This window comes from Acinetobacter sp. VT 511, from assembly GCF_001077515.1.
GTDB lineage: Bacteria > Pseudomonadota > Gammaproteobacteria > Pseudomonadales > Moraxellaceae > Acinetobacter > Acinetobacter schindleri.
The window spans coordinates 1-23,030 of sequence record NZ_LFRE01000039.1; the positions used below are offsets into that span (position 1 = coordinate 1).

Annotated in this window: 25 protein-coding genes; 12 read left to right on the forward strand and 13 right to left on the reverse strand. The window is 44.4% G+C overall.

Annotation, left to right across the window (positions count from 1 at the left end):
• The coding region (locus ACS72_RS02775; RefSeq protein WP_048881163.1) for an electron transfer flavoprotein-ubiquinone oxidoreductase at nt 1-1,661 on the reverse strand (1,661 nt) is incomplete at its 3' end.
• Between the two features lie 185 nt (nt 1,662-1,846).
• On the opposite strand from ACS72_RS02775, the gene ACS72_RS02780 reads away from it, so the two are divergent.
• The 5 genes from ACS72_RS02780 to ACS72_RS02800 all read left to right on the forward strand — a co-directional run bounded on the left by ACS72_RS02780 (nt 1,847) and on the right by ACS72_RS02800 (nt 6,268).
• Nucleotides 1,847-2,458, forward strand: a complete 612-nt coding sequence (locus ACS72_RS02780; RefSeq protein WP_048881164.1) for a DUF1285 domain-containing protein — start codon at nt 1,847-1,849, stop codon at nt 2,456-2,458.
• 48 nt (nt 2,459-2,506) lie between these two features.
• Complete coding sequence (gene murI / locus ACS72_RS02785) at nt 2,507-3,370, forward strand: glutamate racemase (RefSeq protein WP_048881165.1); 864 nt, start codon at nt 2,507-2,509, stop codon at nt 3,368-3,370.
• 128 nt (nt 3,371-3,498) lie between these two features.
• Nucleotides 3,499-4,527 (forward strand): DUF4062 domain-containing protein, encoded by a 1,029-nt coding sequence (locus ACS72_RS02790; RefSeq protein WP_004813438.1) that lies wholly within the window; start codon nt 3,499-3,501, stop codon nt 4,525-4,527.
• A 67-nt stretch (nt 4,528-4,594) separates the two neighbouring features.
• On the forward strand, nt 4,595-5,602 hold the full coding sequence (hemH, locus tag ACS72_RS02795; RefSeq protein WP_008303933.1) for a ferrochelatase: 1,008 nt from the start codon (nt 4,595-4,597) through the stop codon (nt 5,600-5,602).
• 21 nt (nt 5,603-5,623) lie between these two features.
• Nucleotides 5,624-6,268, forward strand: coding sequence for an MBL fold metallo-hydrolase (locus tag ACS72_RS02800; RefSeq protein WP_005220779.1), 645 nt, complete (start codon nt 5,624-5,626; stop codon nt 6,266-6,268).
• Between the two features lie 515 nt (nt 6,269-6,783).
• Here the strand turns inward: ACS72_RS02800 and ACS72_RS02810 are convergent.
• A complete protein-coding gene (locus ACS72_RS02810) occupies nt 6,784-6,963 on the reverse strand; it encodes a hypothetical protein (protein ID WP_005220781.1) in 180 nt (59 codons plus the stop codon).
• 144 nt (nt 6,964-7,107) lie between these two features.
• Nucleotides 7,108-7,293, reverse strand: coding sequence for a DNA gyrase inhibitor YacG (locus ACS72_RS02815; protein ID WP_004813427.1), 186 nt, complete (start codon nt 7,291-7,293; stop codon nt 7,108-7,110).
• An 83-nt stretch (nt 7,294-7,376) separates the two neighbouring features.
• On the opposite strand from ACS72_RS02815, the gene ACS72_RS02820 reads away from it, so the two are divergent.
• From ACS72_RS02820 to ACS72_RS02830, 3 genes are all read left to right on the forward strand, one after another.
• Nucleotides 7,377-8,021: an SAM-dependent methyltransferase gene (locus tag ACS72_RS02820; protein WP_171058630.1), complete on the forward strand. Its 645-nt coding sequence runs from the start codon at nt 7,377-7,379 to the stop codon at nt 8,019-8,021.
• 3 nt (nt 8,022-8,024) lie between these two features.
• Nucleotides 8,025-9,227 (forward strand): TIGR03862 family flavoprotein, encoded by a 1,203-nt coding sequence (locus ACS72_RS02825; protein WP_048881166.1) that lies wholly within the window; start codon nt 8,025-8,027, stop codon nt 9,225-9,227.
• 82 nt (nt 9,228-9,309) lie between these two features.
• Nucleotides 9,310-9,720, forward strand: coding sequence for a GFA family protein (locus ACS72_RS02830; RefSeq protein ID WP_004813421.1), 411 nt, complete (start codon nt 9,310-9,312; stop codon nt 9,718-9,720).
• A 17-nt stretch (nt 9,721-9,737) separates the two neighbouring features.
• On the opposite strand, the gene ACS72_RS02835 is transcribed toward ACS72_RS02830, so the two are convergent.
• Complete coding sequence (locus ACS72_RS02835; protein ID WP_048881167.1) at nt 9,738-10,301, reverse strand: hypothetical protein; 564 nt, start codon at nt 10,299-10,301, stop codon at nt 9,738-9,740.
• A gap of 23 nt (nt 10,302-10,324) precedes the next feature.
• Nucleotides 10,325-11,107, reverse strand: a complete 783-nt coding sequence (locus ACS72_RS02840) for a class I SAM-dependent methyltransferase (protein WP_048881168.1) — start codon at nt 11,105-11,107, stop codon at nt 10,325-10,327.
• 113 nt (nt 11,108-11,220) lie between these two features.
• Between ACS72_RS02840 and ACS72_RS02845 the strand changes: the two genes are divergently transcribed.
• From ACS72_RS02845 to ACS72_RS02855, 3 genes are all read left to right on the forward strand, one after another.
• A complete protein-coding gene (locus ACS72_RS02845; protein WP_048881169.1) occupies nt 11,221-12,492 on the forward strand; it encodes a hypothetical protein in 1,272 nt (423 codons plus the stop codon).
• Nucleotides 12,493-12,614: 122 nt separating this feature from the next.
• Nucleotides 12,615-12,812 carry a hypothetical protein gene (locus ACS72_RS02850; protein WP_004813413.1) on the forward strand — a complete coding sequence of 66 codons (198 nt, stop codon included), beginning with the start codon at nt 12,615-12,617 and terminating at the stop codon, nt 12,810-12,812.
• A gap of 95 nt (nt 12,813-12,907) precedes the next feature.
• The gene (locus ACS72_RS02855; RefSeq protein WP_008303945.1) at nt 12,908-13,861 is read left to right on the forward strand and encodes a 2-hydroxyacid dehydrogenase; all 954 of its coding nucleotides are present in this window, start codon (nt 12,908-12,910) and stop codon (nt 13,859-13,861) included.
• Nucleotides 13,862-13,899: 38 nt separating this feature from the next.
• Here ACS72_RS02855 and ACS72_RS02860 read toward each other — a convergent pair whose 3' ends face one another.
• The 7 genes from ACS72_RS02860 to ACS72_RS02890 all read right to left on the reverse strand — a co-directional run bounded on the left by ACS72_RS02860 (nt 13,900) and on the right by ACS72_RS02890 (nt 20,221).
• Nucleotides 13,900-14,418 (reverse strand): hypothetical protein, encoded by a 519-nt coding sequence (locus ACS72_RS02860; protein WP_048881170.1) that lies wholly within the window; start codon nt 14,416-14,418, stop codon nt 13,900-13,902.
• A gap of 99 nt (nt 14,419-14,517) precedes the next feature.
• Nucleotides 14,518-15,024 carry a hypothetical protein gene (locus ACS72_RS02865; RefSeq protein WP_048881171.1) on the reverse strand — a complete coding sequence of 169 codons (507 nt, stop codon included), beginning with the start codon at nt 15,022-15,024 and terminating at the stop codon, nt 14,518-14,520.
• Between the two features lie 222 nt (nt 15,025-15,246).
• Nucleotides 15,247-15,636 (reverse strand): hypothetical protein, encoded by a 390-nt coding sequence (locus tag ACS72_RS02870; protein WP_048881172.1) that lies wholly within the window; start codon nt 15,634-15,636, stop codon nt 15,247-15,249.
• A 67-nt stretch (nt 15,637-15,703) separates the two neighbouring features.
• Complete coding sequence (locus ACS72_RS02875; RefSeq protein ID WP_004813405.1) at nt 15,704-16,438, reverse strand: OST-HTH/LOTUS domain-containing protein; 735 nt, start codon at nt 16,436-16,438, stop codon at nt 15,704-15,706.
• Between the two features lie 170 nt (nt 16,439-16,608).
• Nucleotides 16,609-18,678 carry a glycine--tRNA ligase subunit beta gene (gene glyS, locus ACS72_RS02880; RefSeq protein WP_048881173.1) on the reverse strand — a complete coding sequence of 690 codons (2,070 nt, stop codon included), beginning with the start codon at nt 18,676-18,678 and terminating at the stop codon, nt 16,609-16,611.
• A complete protein-coding gene (gene glyQ / locus ACS72_RS02885; protein ID WP_005232423.1) occupies nt 18,678-19,667 on the reverse strand; it encodes a glycine--tRNA ligase subunit alpha in 990 nt (329 codons plus the stop codon). The genes glyS and glyQ overlap by 1 nt, the downstream gene beginning before the upstream one ends.
• A 95-nt stretch (nt 19,668-19,762) precedes the next feature.
• Nucleotides 19,763-20,221, reverse strand: coding sequence for a hypothetical protein (locus ACS72_RS02890; RefSeq protein ID WP_008303380.1), 459 nt, complete (start codon nt 20,219-20,221; stop codon nt 19,763-19,765).
• 186 nt (nt 20,222-20,407) lie between these two features.
• On the opposite strand from ACS72_RS02890, the gene ACS72_RS02895 reads away from it, so the two are divergent.
• The gene (locus tag ACS72_RS02895; protein WP_004813397.1) at nt 20,408-21,517 is read left to right on the forward strand and encodes an HPP family protein; all 1,110 of its coding nucleotides are present in this window, start codon (nt 20,408-20,410) and stop codon (nt 21,515-21,517) included.
• Between the two features lie 72 nt (nt 21,518-21,589).
• Here the strand turns inward: ACS72_RS02895 and ACS72_RS02900 are convergent, their stop codons facing one another.
• Nucleotides 21,590-23,002 carry a DASS family sodium-coupled anion symporter gene (locus ACS72_RS02900; protein WP_004813395.1) on the reverse strand — a complete coding sequence of 471 codons (1,413 nt, stop codon included), beginning with the start codon at nt 23,000-23,002 and terminating at the stop codon, nt 21,590-21,592.
• Nucleotides 23,003-23,030: the final 28 nt, after the last annotated feature.

Consider the following 23,030-nt stretch of genomic DNA (forward strand, 5'->3'; position numbering starts at 1 on the left):
ATGTTCTGAGAAGGATCTTTGATGTCACAGGTCTTGCAGTGCACACAGTTGGCTGCATTGATCTGGAAGCGTTTTGAACCATCATCATTTTCCATGATTTCATATACACCCGCCGGGCAGTAGCGCTGAGCTGGCTCATCCCATTTTGGCAGGTTCACATTCACTGGAATTGAAGCATCAGTTAGTTTCAAATGCGCAGGCTGGTTTTCTTCATGCACGGTGTTCGATACAAACACTGAAGACAGACGGTCAAAAGTCAGCTTGCCATCCGGTTTTGGATAGTTCGGCTTGAAGTTCACCGCATCAACAGTTTTCAATGTCTTAAAGTCTGGCACCAGGTCATGCAGGGTAAATGGTACTTTAAACACGTTCTGGTCGATAAAGTTGAATGCACCACCCATCCATTGACCAAACTTATGCATTGCAGGGCCAAAGTTACGCGCGCTATACAGCTCTTCTTTCAGCCAGCTGTTGTTGAACTTGTCTGTATAAGCAGTCAACTCTTTTACGAAGAAATCTTCGCCTTCAGTTACACGTGCAACTGCCAGGTCACCGCCTTTCTCTACACCGGCCTTGATTGCTTCAAATACCGCTTCACCGCAGAGCATGCCTGACTTCATCGCAGTATGTGAGCCTTTGATCTTGGCAAAGTTCAGGAAGCCGGCATCATCACCGATTAAAGAACCACCTGGGAAAGTGAATTTTGGTAGTGAGTTAAAGCCACCTTTGGTCACGGCACGTGCGCCATAAGAAATACGCTTACCACCTTCCAGATACTGCTTGATCAGTGGATGGGTTTTCCAGCGCTGCATTTCCATAAATGGATACATATGTGGGTTTTCATAAGAAAGATCCACGATCATGCCCAGAGTCACCTGGTTATTTTCCGCATGGTATAACCACCAGCCACCTGAAGAACCGGTTTCATTGAGTGGCCAGCCTGCACCATGCATAACCAGACCTGGCTTGTGCTTGGCAGGATCGATTTCCCACAGCTCTTTAATGCCGATACCGTAATGCTGTGGATCTGCATCCTTGTCCAGATTGAATTTCTGGATCAGGCGTTTACCTAAGTGGCCACGGCAGCCTTCAGCAAAAATCGTGTATTTCGCGTGCAGCTCGTAACCTGGAGTGAAGTTATGGGTGGGTTCGCCATCTTTACCAATGCCCATGTCACCCGTCTGGATGCCTTTGACTGAACCATCTTCATGGTAAAGGATTTCAGAGGCAGCAAAGCCTGGGAAGATCGAGACTTCCAGTTCTTCTGCTTTCTGGCCTAACCAGCGCACCACGTTGCCCAGTGAGATGACATAGTTGCCATCGTTATGCATAGTTTTAGGCACCATCCAGTGCGGAGCTTCTTGTGATTTTTCATCAGAGAGCAGGAAGAAGGTTTTGTCCTCGGTCACTGGTACATTGAGAGGCGCACCTTCTTCTTTCCAGTTCGGGAACAGCTCGTTCATGGCACGTGGTTCAAGTACAGCACCAGAAAGAATATGAGCACCGACTTCGGAGCCTTTTTCCACGACACAAACGGACAGATCATTCAGGTTGTTTTCAATTGCAAGCTGACGGATTTTGATCGCAGCAGAAAGACCCGCAGGGCCTGCGCCTACGATGACTACGTCAAACTCCATCGATTCACGTTCGATGTGCTCCATGTGGGACTCCTCATATTACATTCGGTGGCAACCATAATCGGATGATCGGGTGCTGCCATGAGTATTTATAATTCCTGGACACAAAAAGATTAGTGTCTTTCATCTTGTGGGCTAGTATAGTTTTAAACCCAGTTTAAGCCAATTGGCTGAAACATATTATTTTTCCGTCATTAAGGTCTTCTACTATGGATAAGTCAGCAGAAACGAATCATCCGACGAAAAAAACAGCCATGAGTGATGATAAAAATTTAACAAATATTGCACAATACATAAAAGATGCACAGGGCAGTCACAAAAGGTCAATACCCCCTTTAGATCAGTGGCAGCCAAAGCATTGTGGCACAATGGATTTGAAGGTTTTAGCCAATGGAGAATGGTGGCACGAAGGTCAATTGATTAAACGCCAAGCCATGATTGACCTGTTCTCAACAGTGCTATGGAAGGAAGATGGCAAATTCTATCTCAAAACCCCAGTTGAGCAGATCGAAATTGAAGTCGAAGATGAGCCCTTATTTGTAGGGCAGGCTGATCAGGTAGAAATTGATGGAAAAAGCTATATTCAGCTGACGACAACGACGCAGGATGTAATCATCGTAGATAAAGAACATCCAATTTTCATGCGTACTTTTGGTGATGAACAGCGCCCTTATGTGCATGTGCGTTTTGGCATTAATGCATTGATTCAGCGAGCTGCCTTTTTACATCTGGTAGAAATGGGTGAGCTCGTCGAAAATTCTGAAGGTGACACGGTATTAAGCTTGAAAAGTGGTGATTTAGACTTGCATTTAGGCACCTGAGGTTTAAGCTTTGTGCCATGTCTGTCCATTTGAGCAAACAGCCCCTGTATGAGCGCCATTTATCCGATTCCGTCTACACTCGATCCCATTATTGATGTTACTGCAGATGCACCCATTGGGATTTTTGATTCAGGAATCGGGGGCCTCTCTGTTGCACTGGAAATTGCGCGTCATTTACCGAATGAGCGTTTCGTCTATTATGCCGATACTGCCAATGTGCCTTATGGTCCGCGTGAGGATCAGGACATTCGTGAGCTCACCGCGCAGGCAATTGAATGGTTATATCGCAAGGGCTGCAAGGCTGCTGTCGTGGCATGTAATACTGCTTCAGCTTTTAGTCTGGATTATTTGCGTACGCATTATGGCGAGCGTTTTCCAATTATCGGTCTGGTACCGGCTTTGAAGCCGGCAGTTTTGGCGACCCATTCCAAAACTGTGGCCGTGCTTGCCACACCAGCAACCTTTCGCGGTCAGCTGATCAAAGAAGTCATGACCCGTTTTGCCGAGCCCGCAGGGGTAAATGTGATTCCAGTTACCTGTCTGGATCTGGTGCCTTTTGTCGAGGCTGGCGAGCAGATGAGTCCCGCGTGTCTAGCGACATTAACCAAGATTTTACAACCAGTTGTAGATCAGGGTGCAGACTATTTAGTACTTGGATGTACACATTACCCCTTCCTAAAATCGTCAATTCAGTATATTTTTGGTCATAAAATGACATTGATTGACTCTGGATTGGCAGTTGCAAGACAAACCGCCCGTATTTTGATCAAAAATGAGTTATTATTTGAAGGCGAGCGTAAAGAAAGTGTAAGAATCGAAATTTTTGTCAGTGGTCAAAATGCTGAACAAGTTCAACCGATTATACAGCACCTGATGCCGGATGATATTCAATGGTCTGTAAGTAATATATAAGCTGAGTTTTAAGTCAGTGAATTACATTATTTTAAAATTTGATATTTTTAAGTGGGGCACGCATATGCAACAGCTCATGGAAATCGAGGTGAACTGTGCATATTCGCGGTAGTTGGAGAGGGTTTGGAATGCTGGATAAACGTTATCAGGTCTTTATATCCACATCTGGTTCGGAAATGCAGCCAGAGCGTATCATCTTGTCGCAAACGCTGGTGGGTATGGGATTCTTCTCCTGGGGGCTGGAACAGCGTAATCCACTCAGTACTGCCTTTGCTCGCCGTCAAATTGATGACTGTGACTATGTGGTAATCCTGCTGGGAAGCCAGTATGGTGAACAGTCCGTTTCTGGCGTTGGCTATATGCACCTTGAATATATCTATGCAGTAACCAAGCAGAAACCGATTATTGTATTTATGCATGATGACCCTGCCTCTCGTGAGCCGTCCCTGCATGATGCCAAAGCGGAATTGCGTGAAAAATTCAATGACTTCCGAAAACTGCTACAAAATGAAGTCGATCAGGTCTTTACCTATCGTAGCCTGCGTGATCTGGAAATGGCAGTTCGCCTGAACATGCCCCAGATGCTAGAACGCTATCCGGTGACTGGCTGGGTACGTCCCCAAAATGCCCAAGCCCTGCATGATGAAATTGATCAGCTCAAGGCGCGTATTGCCCAAATGGAAGCAGAAGCAGGCAAGCGTGAGCCTGATCCATTCCTGAGCTTGCCTAAAGTGTCTATGCATGAAATTTTTTCTTTTGAATATCGCATGCATGCCTATCAGGATGGTAACTTTAAAGAGCTCAAAATTCAGAAAAAACTGACTTGGGCTGAGCTTCTGGCAATTCTTGGATCTACTTTTGTCAATCCAACACCAGAAGAATTCTTCTCTAAGCGCCTGAATGAATATTTAAATGAAACCGGTCTGGAAGATGCACGTATAGAAATGCCACGTGCTCATGCCGTGGCACGTGCACAGATGAACATTCGTGCCTTGCATAGCCTGAAGATGCAGATGCGACAAAATGACTGGATTGTACCGACTGGCCGTGATGACCGTCAGCGTTTACTATGGCAGATCACGGCTAAAGCCCAGAAACTGATAGAAAGTAATTTACTGGATAAAGATCGGGTTTTTCAATATAAGTCAGTATATTAATCCATATTATAAATTTATTGAAAACTGTTAAAGTACAGGGGTTGACCCCTCAAGACGGATGATCTGAATGTTTGCTAAACCGAAAGTCACCATTATCCTGGCAAATCTCGGTACCCCTGATGCTCCTACCGTTCCCGCAGTACGAACTTTTCTGCAGCAGTTCCTGTCCGATCAGCGTGTCATTGAAATCCCCAAACCGCTCTGGCAGATCATTTTGCGTCTGTTTATTTTACCTTTCCGTCCTAAACGGGTTGCGCAGGCTTATGCACAAGTATGGGCTAAAGATTCACCCATGCGTGAAATCCTGCTGCAACAGGTTGAAGCAGTCAGAGCAGAATTGACTCAGCGTTATCCGCAATTCGAGCTGAATGTGGTGCCCGCCATGACCTATGGCAATCCGAACATTCAGACTGTTCTTAGCCAGATCAGCGCACAACCTCAGGATCACGTGATCCTGTTGCCCTTATTCCCGCAGTATTCAGCCACTTCCACTGCGCCGCTGTACGATGCAGTCGCGAGATGGGTACTGACTCAGCGTAATCTTCCGGGTTTATCACTGATTCGTGATTATTATCAGCATCCGCTGTTTATTCAGGCATTGGCACAGAGTGTGCGTGACTATCAGGCGATTCATGGCAAGCCAGAAAAGCTGTTAATGTCGTTTCATGGTATTCCACAGCCTTATGCCGATAAAGGCGATCCCTATGCTGACCGTTGCCGTATCACCGGGAAACTGGTGGCTAAAGCTTTAGGGTTATCTGAAGATCAGTATGCGATTAGCTTCCAGTCACGTTTTGGCAAGCAGGAATGGGTTAAGCCTTATACCGATGCCTTGATTGAAGAGTGGGGTAAGCAGGGTGTGAAATCGATTCAGGTCATGAGTCCGGCTTTCTCGGCAGATTGCCTGGAAACCCTAGAAGAACTGGCAATGGAAAATGCGGATACCTTCAAAGCTAATGGTGGTGAACGCTATAGCTATATTCCGGCATTGAATAGCCGCGAAGATCATTTGCAATTGCTCAATTCATTGCTACAGGCTAATCTTGATGCATTGACTCATACTCTCGCTCACTAATTTTTTGAGGTTTTAAAGCCTATGCTCCAAGTCAAAATTGTTCCTGTAACTGCCTTTCAGCAAAACTGTTCCATTTTATGGGATACAGACAGCAAAGAAGCAGTTTTGATTGATGCCGGAGGTGAGCCAGAAAAACTGAGAGCAGAAGTCGAAGCGCTTGGTCTGACGGTCAAAGCATTATGGCTGACCCATGGTCATTTAGACCATGCTGGAGCGGTGGGTGCTTTGAAAAAAGCCTGGAATGTGCCGGTGATTGGTCCACATAAGGATGATGCGTTCTGGCTGGAGATGATTCAGGAAGTCTCTGCTCGTTATGGCTTCCCGATTCCGGAAAAGGTAGAAGTGACTGAATGGCTGAAAGGCGGTGAAGTACTGAAACTGGGGAACGAAGAATTCGAAGTCCGCTTTGCACCCGGTCATACTCCAGGTCATGTCATGTTTTATAACCGCAATCATGGTTTGCTGTGGACGGGGGATGTGCTGTTTAAGGGTTCGATTGGTCGTACTGACTTCCCACGTGGCAATCATCAGCAATTACTCGATTCAATTCAACGTGAATGCTTTAGCCTGCCTGAGGAAACTCAGTTTATCTCAGGGCATGGTCCAATGAGCACGATTGGTTTTGAAAAGCAGCATAATCCTTTTGTCGCAGGTAAAGCAGGTTAAGCGCTTAATGTAAACGTAGTAGTTATCTAAAAAATGAAAAAGGAATCGATTCTAGATTCCTTTTTTATTTGAGTGGGTTAATGGGTTATACAGATTACATATTAAGCGAAAGGGTCATTTTGTAGTTTATGTACCTGAAGTTTAATAATCCAAAAAGCCAGTGCAATGAGTATACCAATGCTAATAAAAAAATAATCATGGCGCATGATACCCGTGCCAATACTGAGACAGCATAGTAGAACAAACAAGAACATGACAGTCTTGAGTATAATTACTAACATTTATAAATCCCTAAAAAGATAAGTCATTGACATTCTTTATAATTTTTTATGTTTTCCTACTTATTTAAATTGAAAAATTATTTTATTATCAACTATATAGAATGTTTTCGCAGTTTAACATTTGACCAAAAATAAATTCAAGATAAATACTGACCTTAGTTTAATAAAACTTATAAGTAATTCTTCTTTGAGCTAGAATTTTTAACAGACTGTGCAAATATTTTGGTTTTTACTTCAAGCGAAAGGATCATGTTGCAGTTGCCGGATTTGCAGTCTTAATATCACGATGGCCAGAACCAGCAGGATACCAATCAAGATAAAGATATAGTCCTGTTTCCAGAGCCCAAGGCCAATACTGGTGCAGCATAGCAGGATCAAAAACAGCATAAAAATTTTAAGCAGGAGGATAAACATCGGCATGTCCTCTTTTTTTGTTATTTTATTAGAATAGTTATTTAAATTTTATTTTATTAATCAATAATATATTGTTTCTAGGCTAGTCTAGCACCAAATGAAAAAGGAATTCAATCCGAATTCCTTTCCTCTGGTCAGTCTCATTTAAAACTGGTCTTCTTCACGGCCTCCATCAGCTTGCGGAGCATCTTGAGTCGGCAGCTTATAGTCTTCATTGGCCCAGGCACCCAAATCAATCATCTTGCAGCGTTCGGAACAAAAGGGACGAAACGCATTGTCTTCCCACGTAGTCAGTGCACCACAACGTGGGCATTTCAGGGTCGTTGGCATGGACAATACTCCACAAAAAATTGGATTCAATTAGGCAAATATAGCCGCACTTGTTAGACTTATGCGGTTTTCATTAGTTTGATCTGATTATGCCAATTCGTCAATTTCAAGCGCAGCGTATGCATGCCCCTCGTGATTTTCAAAGCATCAGCCCTGAACCGATTTGTGTCGAAATTGGTGCAGGCAAGGGCAAGCATGCCTTGTTATTTACCCGGACACATCCAGAGCACAAACTGATTGCAATTGAACGGACCCGTGAAAAATTTCTGGCCATGCAAAAGCAACATGAATTGGAAGGCCAGCCAAATTTAAAAACCGTACATGCTGATGCCCTGCCATGGGTGGTACATGCACTGTATCCTGGCCAGGTAGAGCAGTTCTTTGTCCTGTATCCAAATCCGGAACCACATAACCCGGCACAGCGTTGGGCCAATATGCCGTTCTTTGAATTTTTGCTATCACGGCTGAAAACAGGTGGTTCGATTACGTTGGCAAGTAATATTCCGGAATATATTGATGAAGCTGAACAGCAGATGAAAGAGCTATGGAACCTGCCTTATGACAAGCAGATCATTGCATCCGATTCGGCCCGTACTCATTTTGAGATCAAATATCTGGAACGTGGTGAACTTTGTCAGCAGCTAATTATTACGAAACCTGAGGGTTATACCACCCGCTTTGATGATTTCCAGCCTCTGCAGGGGCAAAATGTTGCGCCTGTGGAATAAGCCATGAGTAAACGCATTGCGATTGTTGGTGCTGGCCCGGCAGGGCTGATGGCAGCAGAAGTGCTGAGCCAGCAGCATTATGACGTACATGTCTATGAGCAGAAGCCTTCAGCTGCACGCAAATTTCTGATGGCAGGCAAGACCGGCCTGAATATCTCGCATGCTGAACCGGTGGAACAGTTTATCCAGCGGTATGATCAGGCTGAATGGCTAGCGCCGTGGGTAAAACGCTGGGATGCTGCCTGGATCCAAGAGTGGATGGAAGATTTGGGTATTGAACCTTATATTGGTTCTTCTGGACGGGTGTTTCCAACCGAAATGAAGGCCGCTCCACTGTTACGTGCCTGGTTAAAACGTCTGGCCGAGCAGGGGGTACAGTTTCATTACCGCCATCAGGTGACACAGTTAAAACAGAATCAATTGGAACTGTTAGACCTGCAAACTGCTAAGCCGCGAACAGCATCTTTTGATGCGATTATCCTCGCCTGTGGCGCGGTATCCTGGTCAAATCTGGGCAGTGATGGTCAATGGCAAGCATGGCTACAGACAGAAGAAATTGAGCCTTTTCAGGCCAGTAATGCCGGAGTGGAATATCCATGGTCCAGGTTTATGCAGCCCATCTTTGGTCAGCCACTGAAACGGGTTGCAGCCTGGGTGGAAGACAGTGACAAGACTATGGGTGATATCGTCGTCAGTCATTATGGTCTTGAAAGCGGCTTGATCTATAAACAGGGGCGTGGTTTGCGTGAACAGGTCAAACGTGGTCAGCCCATGCAACTGTATCTGGACCTGTTTCCCGATCAAAGCGCAGCGCAACTGGCGAATAAACTGCAACCAAGCAAGAAGCAGTCTTTAAGCAATGTCTGGCGCAAGGCAGGACTGGAAGGTGCTAAAGCTGCACTGGTGCGAGAGCTGGTGCCTAAAAATATCTGGCAGGATGCTGAACATCTGGCACAGCAAATTAAACAGTTGATGGTTTCTCTTCAGGGATTCCGTCCAATTGAAGAGGCAATTAGCTGCGCAGGTGGTGTAAAACGTGATGTGCTGACGGAACATTTGCAACTTAAATCCAATCCCTATGTATTCCTATGTGGAGAAATGCTGGACTGGGATGCGCCCACCGGTGGTTATCTGTTGACTGCCTGTATGGCAACCGGTCGTGCAGCGGGTGAAGGTGTCGCGGCTTATCTGTCTGATTCTGCTTAAAGCGAAGATATTTTAGACATTCACAGTCAGTAATTTTATAGGCTATATTGGGCGAAAATCATTCACAAGGAGGTTTGCTGATATGTCGACTCAAGATCATTATGCCGGTAGCTGTCTCTGCGGTGGAATCCAGTATGAAGTTCGTGGATCGCTGGGTGATATTATTCAATGTCACTGCCGCCGTTGCCGCAAAGCTACCGGAACTGCCTTTGCCACCAATAGTCCGATTGCCAAAGCAGATTTTCGTCTGCTGCAAGGACAGCAACTGCTAAAGTCATTCACTACCACGACCGGCGTGAGTCGAAATTTCTGTAGCGAATGTGGTTCTCCGATTTATAGCGTGAAAGCAGATCTACCGGATGTTTATCGTCTGCGTATTGGCAGTCTGGATACACCGATTGAGCAGAAACCGACTTGCCATTTCTATGTCGGTTCTAAAGCTGAGTGGGAGGACATTCACGATACCTTAGCGCAATATCATGAACGTCCTTAACAAAAAGCAGATCAGTCTTACTGGGCTTTAGCCTGAGTTTCTGCATACTGGTTACGCCAGTGTTCCAGCTGTTCCTGAGCATGCAGATATTGTCCCAAACCTTTTACATTTTCCTTGGCATCATGCTGGATCGCTTTATCTGAAGAGGTTGTGCCCAGCAGTTTTTGCTGTTGTTCCCAGTATTGATAAATTAGCCCCTGAATATAGCGGCCCTGTTCAGTTTTCAGTTCCAGACTTTTTAATAAAGTCAGTGCAGACTGGATATGGTCGCGCTGGCGTTGCTGCATAAATTCTTCAGTCAGATTGCCTTCCTTACGCATACGCTCAGTTTCAGCTTCGATATCCTCATTTAAGGATTGCAGGCGCTGCTCAAAGTCATCCAGCACGGCAATATCATGTTGATCATCCGCTGTTTGCGGAAAATCTTTCACCGGTTGTGTTTTCAGTTCCTTCATCACTTCTTCAGCTGCTTCATTTTGCTGAGTCGCTTCCTGTTTCGGCGCATCTTTCTGATTACACGCCACCAGCAACAGGCTAGAGGCAAGCAAGGTGATGCGGCTGAGGTTCTGAATATTTGGCATTGTTTTGTCCTGTTAAAGTTTTATCAAGGCGTTGGAATTTTTTGAAAGACATAGACATGGGTGATATAGGGGAAGTCAATCTGTTCATCAGGCTGCTTGCCAGTATATTCTCGTATGATCTGTTCAAACTGAGATTTGAGTTGCTGCTGTGCATCATCAGACTGGGCGGCGATAAAGCTGGTCGAGAGCAAACGTTTGGATACCACCTGTTCCACAGTTCCAGAATGGAACTGCTGCAAAGTCGTTTCTGCTACCGGGTGAAACAGCTGCTGATCCTGAAATACATCGCGCCACTGACCACTATGGTAGCGTGGCGTATCGCCTTCCATGGGGAGAATAAATTCTGCCAGAGCTTTGACCCAGTCGACATTAACATCACGCTGGTTCCAGATCAGGACCAGATAGCCCTGATCTTTCAGAATCCGATGAATTTCCTTAAGGCTGTCGAAATTGGCGAACCAGTGAAAAGACTGTGCGCAAAATACAGCATCCATCAAGGCATTTTCTAGCGGCAGGGCGTCACTCATCGCCTGCAAAGTCGGAATATCTGGATGAACCTGCTTGAGTTGCGTTAACATCTCTGCGACAGGATCAACCGCCAGAATATGCGAACTGAGTAATTTCAGTAGGGGCAGGAATTTACCGGTACCGCTACCCAAATCAAGTAATTGGGCATGATGGGGTAAGCCAAGCTGCTGTTGCAACCAGGGTACTAATGCTTCAGGATAACTTGGGCGCACCTGCTGATAGCGCTCAGCAGCGCTGCTAAAACCTTGTTGTGCAGCAGGATGTAATGATTGTGTCATATTTTGCGCTTTTTAATCTTGGTCTTCGCTATAAAATAGCATATTCATTTTTGCATCGTTTTGCGCCATTGAATTTGTAATGGAAGCGTTCGTTTTACAGGCATGGGAAAGTTATGGAAAAACAAATCGTCTTTGAAGATGAGCACATTCGCGCAATCTTTATGCCGGGTTCATCTTCAGAACTGATCTTCTCCTTTGGAGATCTGATTACCCGTGCCAAGGGAACCACCATCAATGCAGAGAAGTCGCTGCAAAAGTTTGAATTCAATGTGCTCGGGATTATGCCCAAGGATAAATCCTGGTTTCCACAAGCGTCTATGCAGGCCATGCTGGACGCGATTGCTGAACTGATTACACCATTTGAGCAGCGTATTGCCTATGGCGGTTCAATGGGCGGTTATGCGGCGATTAAATATTCCAATGCTCTGGATGTACAGCGTGCCGTAGCCATGGTGCCGCAATACTCAATTGATCCGGAAGATGTGAAAGACGCCCGCTATAATATGTTCTATCAGCCGGAACTGAATGGCGAGATGCGCATTACTAAGGCAGATGTCAGTGAGGATCGTGAATACATTATTATTTATGATCCGCACTATGCACAGGACCGTGCGCATTATCATAAGCTCAGAGAAGTCCTGCCGCCACATCACGTATTGCATCTGGCCTTTACCAATCATGATGCCATTGCCGTGTTGGCAAGCTCCGAACTGGTGAATGATTTCCTGCTACATGAATTTGATGCCAGCTATTTTTATCAGAAGATGCGCCGGGTCAAAAAGAACAGCAAGTTTTATTACCGTAAGGTGATTGAAAACCTGTTGCCACGGCATCGGATGGCCTTGGGCCGTATCCTGAAAAATAATGATCTGCAACTCGATTCACAGTTTTTTGATGCCAATCAGAAGCAGACCATTTTGCGTGAGTTACTCAGCAATAAACAGGTGGATCAGCATGATCTGATGAAACTCGGCATTCAGGTCAATCTGCCGCAGGAAAACCGTCAGATCCTGCTGGATATCTATGGGCATGGTCTGGTGTTCAATGTCATCAGTAACAAGATTGAAAGCTATGCCGATCAGGCGATTGCGCTGAACCATAAATTCCTAATTCCAATTTATGCGCGCGGCAATGGCCTGTTGACCATCAGCTTGAATGACGAACGTTATCTCGTCGTCATGAATGACCGTCATATGATGAAGCTGGTCAAGGAACAGGAACCGCTTTCGGTCGGAATGCACCCAATTCTGATGAAACGTTATACAGATTTCTATATGTTCAGTTATAAGGAATTAAGTCTCAAAACTGATGAATACGGTGCAGCGGCATTTGTTGATGACAGTGACAAAAATACGCATTTTGTGACACGCAGTGAAACGAATTAACTTGAAATATCACTTAAAAACAATGGCTTGACTTATTTTTTTGCTGGCATAAGATATAGTTATGCGGTATGGATTTTTCATCACCGCACGCGATCGTTTTCGTGAGAAGGGGGGGATATCTTATGCAATCTACACAGTTCGCCACCATATTTTTAATGCTAACTTTGGGCCTGCCCAATCTGGCATTCGCCAAAGACAGCGTACACCCGACCATTATTTTCCTGAGTGCAACTATCGTATTTTTGATGATTCTGACCGTTTATATTGTTTATAAAATTCGTCATTCTGTGCGTAACCATCTGGATAAACCACTCGATTAAACAAGGCAGGATAAAGTCTAAAAAACGGTTGAAAACCCTGTATGACTTGTTTTAAATGACAGGATAAATTGTCTAACAGGATTGAGGGTCAGGCCATGAAAGCCGTATATTTGGATTATGCTTCTCTAGATCAACAGGATCTCGACTTTCAGGTACTGCATGGCGTATTTGACGAGTTAATTTTATATCCTGCTACTTCTGTGGCTGAACTTTTGCCACGCGTGCAAGATGTCGACGTCATCATCACCAATAAAGTCATGGTAAATGCCGAAACCATTCAGCAATGCCCTCAACTGAAACTGATTTTAATCTCTGCGACTGGTACCAATAATGTTGACCTGGCCGCAGCTAAAGCACGCAATATTGTCGTGTGTAACTGCCAAGCCTATGGCACTTCCGCTGTCGCCCAACATACCCTCATGTTAATGCTGAATCTGGCGACGTCTTTCCTGCCTTATCAGCAAAAATTACAACAAGGCGAATGGCAAAAGGCGACACAATTCTGTTTGCTGGATGCACCGATTGTAGAACTGTCTGGTAAGACTCTCGGCATTGTGGGTTATGGCGAACTGGGTAAGGCAGTGGCGAAACTGGCAGAAGCGTTTGGTATGAAGGTGATAATAGGTTCATTACCGAACCGTCCAACTGATGCCTCACGTGTACCATTCGCGGAGTTATTGCCACAGGCTGATTTCCTGAGTTTGCATTGCCCACTGACTGAAGATACCCGCAACCTGATCAGCCATGCCGAGCTGGAAGCTATGAAATCAAGTGCTTTCCTGATTAACTGTGCGCGTGGCGGTATTGTTGATGAAGCGGCTCTAGCACAGGCATTATGTGCAGGCAAAATCGCAGGTGCTGCCACCGATGTACTGACGGTAGAGCCGCCGAAAGAGGGCAATATTCTGCTCGATCCAGACATTCCGAATTTGATCGTTACACCGCATAATGCCTGGGGCAGTGTCGATGCCCGCCAGCGCATCGTGGATCAGATGACGGAAAATGTTAAAGCCTTTCAGGCGGGCCAGCCGATTCGCCAGGTGAATTAAAACTTGTCCATAACAAAAAAAATGCTGATCGAATTTGATCAGCATTTTTTTTTGTTTTCTGGGCTAATGTATTTAGACCATAATTTAGAAAATTCGTCTTGTACAAGTTGGGAATTTGGATTGAAGACTATTTCCTGATAAATACGTTTGGACTCAGGTGTATTCTTATCAAGGAATTGACCATAAGAAGTTCGATAGTCGGTTTCAAATATGTAAATTAAGTGATTTTTGTGAAAATAAGCAGTGCGATAGCTATAAATAGTTTCGCCATAGAGACCAATCGTTAACTTGCACATACCTGGTAATTGATAGAGATTTGCCTCATTACCTTCAGTAGATTTAAATTCATCTTCCTCCAGATATCCAATGTGCTGAATTTTTTTACCTTCAGATTTATGAGTATACCGATTTGAAGTAGAAAGGCTTGGGACAGGGGATAATTCATTATGGACTTCGGTAGGAGAAGTAACCCTTTTACCAGAAACCAGTAAAACGATATACAGGATTGAAACACCAAATAGAATACCGACTATAAAGCTGAGGAGCACCTTTTTCATTTTTATTTTTCTCATTATTTTAACTAAGTATAAAGAAAGTTTTGAATATCTTCATGCTCAAAAAAAGCCCATAAAGGGCTTTTTTTAATATCCTATTTTTTAGAGATCATCCACTGCATAACTGGTTGCACCACCTGAACTGGATGGTGACTGCGGTGTGACATTTTGCGTTGCTGTTGAAGATTGGCTTAAAGGCTGCTGCTCAATCGGGACTTGCTGTTGCTGATTACCGCGCCAGACATCTTTGGTCTGCTGGATTTTCTGACCGGTTTGCTGAGCCACTTGCGTTGCGCCTTGGTCTACTTTTTCAATGGTGGTGGCTGCGGTGGATTTGGTATTGTCCCAGGCACGATCCACACCCGGCTTGATCTTGGCAATGCCTTTTTCTGCTGCTGCACCCACTTTTTCAGCGGTATTGATTACACCTTGTTGGGTTTTATAAGCAAATACATGCAGCAGATTGGGATTATCACCATAAGGAACAATCGGTTTTGCATCTTGCTGCGTTTCACTGGCTTGAACAGTCTGGATAAAAATAGGCGCACACATTAATAATGCGGTGCTGAGGATCTTGGTTTTTTTCATCGTCGTTTTTTTTAGGGTCATAAGGGATCGACCTCGCAGATTGGGATAACGGTCTTGATTCTGTTTTCAGTGTAATGGAAGGCAATGTAAAAACAATGAATATTCTGTGCGATTCACTTAAATGATCTGAGAAAAAGGGAGTAAAGCTGGCTGATCTCAAGAATAGGTAGAGAATAAATTTGATAGGAAGATTATTTGAAAGAAAAGCTGCCCCATATTTGATGTAAATACAGGGCAGGGTGCTTAGTTACACTGTTCAATTGCTTCTTTGGCAAAGTGGTTACGTAGTGCCAGGAAGTTCTTTTGAGCGGTTTCGCTGTGCAGGTCAAATTTCTGTGCAGTGCTGGTGTTGTCGCGCTGGAAAGTTGCTGAGCCAGCATCAATCAGGGTCAAACCTTTAAAAGACCATTGTTCGATTACGCGGCTGCTTTCAAGCTGACCTCTAAATTCGATCACACATTTGTCCATGAATTTGGTCAGTTTTGCACTGTTGTTCGTCGTTTCAGGATAAACCTCAAGATTCTGTACTTCCTGTAATACGCCCAGTTGAAGTTGTGAAACAGTCGGTTGAGATGTACACGCTGAAAGAGCAATACCCGCAAGACCAGTCAAAATAAGAGCTTTAAATTTCATATGATTCTTTCTTGTTGAGTGTTGTTAGGTTGAGTATAGGGATTTGAATGAAAAATGGCTATAAAAACTAGTTTTCAATTAATTCAAATATCGCTTCACCATTGTTTACCTGAATTAGTATTCTTTCACCTTTAAGTGTAGGTTCGATTTTAAGTAAGAATAGCCCTGTATTAAGAATTAAATCATTAAGATTTTTAAATCCGTATTCCATTTTGATTTTTTGATTAGCATCAGGAAATTTTTTATTAATTGATATGCCTACGGTTGTCAGTGAAATCCAACCATCATTTTTTTTATTATTAATGATTAAACTTTCAATTTCTTTATAAATTTCATCTGCAGGGAAGAGGAAACGTGTCTTAAACAGATTGGATTTTAAAAAATTAATTTGAGTCTCTAAGCTTTTTTGAGCCGTCAAAAAATATTGATCAAATTGATCTAAAAAAGGCTTATGCTTTTTCTCCAAAGTTAATAAAAAATCAACAGCTGCTTTGGATTCATCGAGATTGGATAAATTATATTTTTCTTGAAAGTGATGTGTTATGAAATTTCGATCTTTAACAAATTCTTGTAGTTGGCTATTTAGTTTATGATGACTGTGTTCACATAAATTAAAAGATACTTTCATATCTAGACGAAGAGCATCTTCAGGTTCAGGAATGATCGTATCTTCCTCTGAGGGATTCACGAGAAACAATGAATTTAAAGCTTTTGTAGTTAAACCACCTAATGTTTGATTTTGTACAGATGGTTCTATAATCAGTGGTAGATCATTGGGTTTAGAAATAATAGTTCTATTCATCTTCACGAGGCTTTTTAGCCTCATCTCTATTGTTTGAAAACGAATAAGGTGTTTTCCAAGTAAGGAATAAATTCTTTCTCTAATTTCGTCGATATTTTGCATTCTAAATATATTAAAAAAACCCCACTAATTTATAGCGGGGTTTTATTTAACTTACAAGAAGTTATAACTTAATGCTGTAATACCGAAATATCCGCAACTTTAGTGAACAGGTCACGAAGCTGAGTAAGCAGACGTAAACGGTTTGCTTTCAGTTCAGCATCATCCGCCATCACCATGACACCGTCAAAGAACGCATCTACTGGTGCACGCAGGGCAGCCAATGCAGACAGCGCAGCAGTGTAGTCTTTGGCAGCAAATAACGGCTCAACCACAGGCGTGATTCTCGCAAGTTCAGCGAACAATGCTTTTTCAGCATCTTCAACCAGGTTTGCTTCAACAACTTGACCTTCAGGTGCAGCTTCTTTTGCAAGAATGTTTGCAACACGCTTGTTGGCGGAAGCCAAAGCAGCAGCTTCAGGTAATGCACGGAAGTGATTGACTGCATTTACACGCTTGTCAAAATCAAGCGGAGATTTTGGTGACAAGGCTTGAACCGCTTGAATCACATCAACAGCAACGCCTTGGTCTTCGTATTTCGCACGGTAACGACCTTCAAGGAATGCAACCGCATCTGCCAAAGTCTTATCGTGATCTTTTAATACATCGCCATAGGCAGCAAGTGCTAGTTTGATCAAATCTTCAATTGAAACATCAAGCTCGTTTTCAGTCACAAGACGTAAGATACCAATCGCAGAACGACGCAGTGCAAACGGGTCTTTAGAACCTGTAGGCGCTTGACCAATACCGAAAATACCCGTCAATGTATCTAAACGGTCTGCAAGGGCAATCGTTGTACCTGTTTTGGTTTTTGGTAAAACGTCACCTGCGAATTTAGGTAAATACTGCTCACCTAAAGACTCAGCCACTTCATCATTTTCGCCTTCAAGACGTGCGTAGTAAGTACCTGCGATTCCTTGAAGTTCTGGGAATTCACCCACTAACTCAGAGGTTAAGTCGCATTTCGCAAGAAGGGCAGCTTTTTCAGCATCTTCCGCTTTTGCACCTGTAATTGGCGCAAGAGCAACAGCCAATTTCGCAATACGTTCAGACTTGTTCCAAAGCGTACCGAGCTCTGCCTGGAAGACCATGTTCGCAAGCTTTTCTTTACGTGATGCAAGCGGTTGCTTTTGATCTTGTAAGAAGAAGAATTCAGCATCAGACAAACGTGGACGAACCACTTTCTCGTTACCTTCAATGATCTGTGTCGGATCTTTCGACACAATGTTTGAAACGGTAATGAAGTAAGGCTGTAATTTATTTTCAGCATTCACTAAGCAGAAGTACTTTTGGTTGTCCTGCATGGTGGTAATCAATGCTTCTTGAGGAACAGCAAGGAAGCGTTCTTCGAAGCTTGCACGAAGCGCAACAGGCCATTCAACCAGTGCAGTCACTTCGTCACGTAAATCCGCAGGTACAATCGCAATGGCATTGACTTCATCAGCAAGTGCTTTCACTTGACCATCAATGATTGCTTGACGCTCTTCAAAAGAAGCCACAACATGCGCTGCTTTTAACTTCGTAAGATATTCATCAGCATGTGCAAGGGTGATTGCTTCAGGTGCATGGAAACGGTGACCATAAGTCACATTACCTGCTTTGTGATCTTGAATGGTTGCATCAACCACATCGTTGTCTTTTAACAACACCACCCATTTTACAGGACGAACGAATTCAGTACGGCTTGCCGCAGAACGCATACGTTTTGCAATTGGAAGATTATCTAACGCATTTTGTAAAATTTGCGGTAAAAGCACATCAAGGCTTTGACCTTTCACGTCTTTTAAGTAACATACTTTCTCAACTTTACCGGCTTGGAAAGTAGAAACTTGATCAACCGTAATGCCTTGACCGCGCATAAAGCCTTCAAGCGCTTTCGTCGGTTTGCCTTCAGCATCATAAGCAGCTTGAACAGCAGGGCCGTCAAAACGTTTTTGCGTATCGGCTTGAGCAGCATCGACATTTACGATTTTAAGTGCTAGACGACGTGGCGCTGCATAAGCTTCGATTGCGTCGAAAGCCAGACCTGCATCTTTTAAGCCCTTTTCAGTTTCAGCTTTTAAAGCATCACGTAATTTTTTCAGGCTTTTTGGTGGAAGTTCTTCACAGCCAAGTTCAAATAAAACTGTATGTTTAGACATTATTTGTTCTCCGCTGATTTTTCTGCTTGAGCCGCTTCTGCTTCTACTTGAGCTTTAAGCTGAGCCAGGACTTCGTCACGTAGGTGAGGTTCTGCCATTGGGAAACCAAGTTTCGCACGTGCAGCCACATAGCTGGTCGCGATTGAACGTGCCAGAGTACGAACACGCAGGATATAACGCTGACGTTCAGTCACAGAGATCGCGCCACGCGCATCCAGCAGGTTAAAGCTGTGTGATGCTTTAATCACTTGCTCATAAGCAGGCAGTGGCAGTTCAGCTTCAATTAAACGGGTCGCTTCAGCTTCGTAGAAATCGAACAGTTCGAACATTTTTTCTACTGGTGCATATTCGAAGTTATAAGTCGATTGTTCTACTTCATTTTGATGGAACACATCGCCATAAGTCACAGTGCCGAACTGACCTTTGGTCCAAACCAGATCGTAAACCGAGTCTACACCTTGCAGGTACATGGCTAGACGTTCCAGACCGTAAGTGATTTCACCAGTAACTGGGTAGCATTCAACACCACCAACTTGCTGGAAGTAAGTGAACTGAGTCACTTCCATACCGTTCAGCCAAACTTCCCAACCTAAGCCCCAAGCGCCCAGTGTTGGAGATTCCCAGTTATCTTCCACGAAACGGATGTCGTGAACTAAAGGATCAATACCGATAGCTTTTAAAGAATCTAGGTAAAGCTGCTGGATATTGTCTGGGTTTGGTTTCAGCACAACCTGGAACTGGTAATAATGTTGCAGACGGTTCGGGTTCTCACCATAACGGCCATCTTTCGGACGGCGTGATGGCTGAACATAAGCAGCATTCCAGGTTTCAGGACCTAGCGCACGAAGGAAAGTTGCAGTGTGGAATGTCCCTGCACCCATTTCCATGTCGTAAGGCTGTAACACGACGCAGCCTTGCTCCGCCCAGTAGTTTTGTAAGGCAAGAATTAAGCCTTGGAAGGTATCAATATGCGATATGGCGCGACTCATGGTCATCCACTTAAAATTAGAGAAAAATTGTGCTTGATTATAAGGATTTTACAGGGGAGTGGCAAAGGTTATCCATGAATTGCCTGCGCCACTTTTTATTCGCCTGACGCAACTGCCTGTTCATGCGCACGCAGACTGAGAAAGATAAAAAATCTGATAGAGGGCAGGCTAAAGCAGGAAATCATGAATAGAGTACTGAGCAGATCATTAGAACTTAGGAAATAAGCCAGAATCAGCGTTGCCAGAATACCTACCAGCACAATACTGAAGATATGAAACTGCTGTAGATGGTGTAATACGAATAGACTGTTACATAAAGGAATATAGATCAGGCAGAGATAGAACAGCAGCCCGAAAATGTACATGATCAGCATGAAAGTCACCATCGAGAGTAGAAGTGAGCTCGAAGTCATAGCCAGGAATAACAAGTGCAAGATCAGCAGCACGAACATCAAAGGGCCATAGAGTGAGGCTAAACCGAGTACAGGTGCCAGCAACAGTTGTACTGCAATTCCGGTTTTGGTTTGTTGTAAAGACTGGATTAGAAAATGCATCGTTTTTATTCTTGTTTGAGAGAAGAAAATACGCCGCTTAGGCGCGGTCCTGATTATAATTTTTTAGATAGAGCACCCTCAGCATAAGCAGAAAAACCAATGAGTAAAAGATATAAAATAAATACATCTTTAAAGCCAAGGGTTTTATAATGCCTGCACTCCCCAAAACAATAATTCAGGCCAACCGTGTTGCATAGTTCCTCAGAATGGCTGCAAAGCCTCAAGCCAAATTTTAAAATTCTCCCTGTCAAAGACCGTATCCTGTGTGGTTTAGGTGCATTGATCGGTCTGGCACTGTCGTCTTTAATCAGCCTGTGGGCACTGGGTGATTTTCAGGCGTGGTATATCGCGCCGATGGGTGCTTCGTCAGTATTACTGTTTGCCGTACCTGCCAGTCCGCTGGCCCAGCCGTGGAATATGGTGGTTGGAAATACTATTGCCGCGATCGTAGGGGTGAGCTGTAGTTTGCTGTTTCCCAGCCCGACCCTAGCATTCAGTCTGGCCGTAGCAATTGCGATTATATTGATGTTAAGCACCGATTCTCTGCATCCACCGAGTGGGGCGGTGGCGATTACAGCAGTACTGGGCGGCAATGCCATTCATGAGCTGGGCTATGCTTTTGTGTTCTATCCGGTCTTGCTGAACTCGGTACTGTTGATGGTTGTAGCGATTGTATTTAACCGGATATTGGGTAAGGCTTATCCGCAACAGCTGCAGATTAATACTCGTTCTAAAGATCCAACCCCGACCCAGAAAGTGACGATTCAGCCACAGGATATTCAGGCTGTACTTGATCAACAGACCCAGTTACTAGATATCAGTGAATATGATCTGCAAAAAATTATTCTGGAAGCACAGAGCAAGGCCAGTGAACGTGCTGACAGCCAGTTCCTGTGTCAGGATATCATGAGTAAAGACGTTGCCAGCTTGCAGGAAAGTGATGATATCCGGCATGCCTTGGCAAAATTCCGACAGATGAATCTGATGAGTCTGCCGGTAGTGAATGCGGAAAAGAAACTGGTTGGAACTTTAGCGATGTACCAGCTGGTGGAATGGTTTGAGCGTGCCACCGACATTCGCAGTGGCTGGGAATCCGAAGTCGGGCATATCATGAGCCGGAAGGTGGTGACTGTACAGCCAGGCCAGCCGATTCAGGACCTGGTGCCGTATTTTGTTGAGCGTTCCTTTAATTATATTCCGGTGCTGGACGAAGGTCAGCTGGTTGGTATCATTAGCCGTGCTGACATGATTGCCGCTTTATATCAGGAGTTGAATCATTTCAAGCTGAGTGCCTGATCTGGACGGATGTAAATCTATCTTCGAAAATGAAAAAGCACGCCGTAGCGTGCTTTTTTAATCCATTCATCTTTAGAGAAAGAACCAGTAAATAAATAGCGATACCAGGAAAATACACATGATGTTGAGGACAAAGCCAACTTTCATCATTTCCGACTGCTGAATATAACCGGTACCAAAGACAATCGCATTCGGCGGTGTTGCTACAGGCAGCATGAAAGCACAGGATGCGCCGATCCCAATCACAATCACCAGAATTTCTTTAGGCATTCCCATCTGATCGGCAATGGCGGCAAAGACCGGCACCAGTAGTGCAGCGGATGCGGTATTACTGGTAAATTCGGTCAGGAAAATGATGAAGGTTGCTACCACAAAGATAATCACTAAAGGTGAAGTATCACCAAAGGTATTTGCCAGAGTTTGCCCCAAGACCAGAGAGCTGCCTGAATCTTTTAAAATGGCACTCAAGGTCAGGCCGCCGCCAAACAGATAGAGCACGCCCCAGTCAGTATTCTCTGCAATCTGCTTCCAGGTTGCGGTACCCAAAATTGCCACCATACATGCGGCCAGAATTGCAATCCAAGTATCTGGCTGGCTAATTCCAAAGTTCTCGGTCAGCTTTTTACTGAAAATCCAGGCCAGGGCAGTACAGATAAATAGTAACATTGCTGCAATACGGCTGCGGGTCCAGGGAATATCTTCAGTGACAAACTGTACTTTGTGATTCAGCTTGGGACGCAGCACCAGATAAAGACTGATCAGCATCGCAGGCAAGATAATGAACATCATTGGCAAACCAATTTTCATCCAGTCTGCAAAGTCATAACCCAGCGCTTTGGCAGCAATGGCATTCGGTGGCGAACCTACGATTGTACCTAGACCACCAATACTGGCGGAGTAGGCAATCCCGAGCAGAATAAATACGAAGGTTTTACGTTCTTTCTCGACATCCAGATGCGAAAGTAAACCCAGCGCCAGCGGTAACATCATGGCTGCGGTAGCGGTATTGGAAATCCACATGGACAGGGCGGCAGTCACGGCAAAAATGGCCAATACTGAAATACCTAAATGTCCACCGGATAAGGAAATAATCCACATGGCAATTTTCTTGTCCAGCTTTTGGATATGCAGCGCCGTTGCCAGTGCAAAACCACCAAAAAACAGGAAAATAACCGGATCGGCAAAGGTGGTTAAAGCAGCTTGTGTGGTAATGGGTACCAGCGCATCGCCGTCGGCCATCGGCATGGCTAACAGTACTGCCAGTATGGGAATCAGCAGGGCAGTAATAGTGATATGAATTGCTTCTGTCAGCCACAAAATACCAATAAAAGCCAGCAGAGCCAGACCTTTGCTAGCATTCTGGTCATAAGGTAAAACCTGATACAGGATAAAGGCTACAATGGCCGCGATGATAATCAGGATCCATCCTTTCATTACCCCTTTGGGCATAACGTTGGTGGGGGTGGCAAGGTTTTGACTTGTCATACGCACACTCCTTGTTTTTATACAGCTA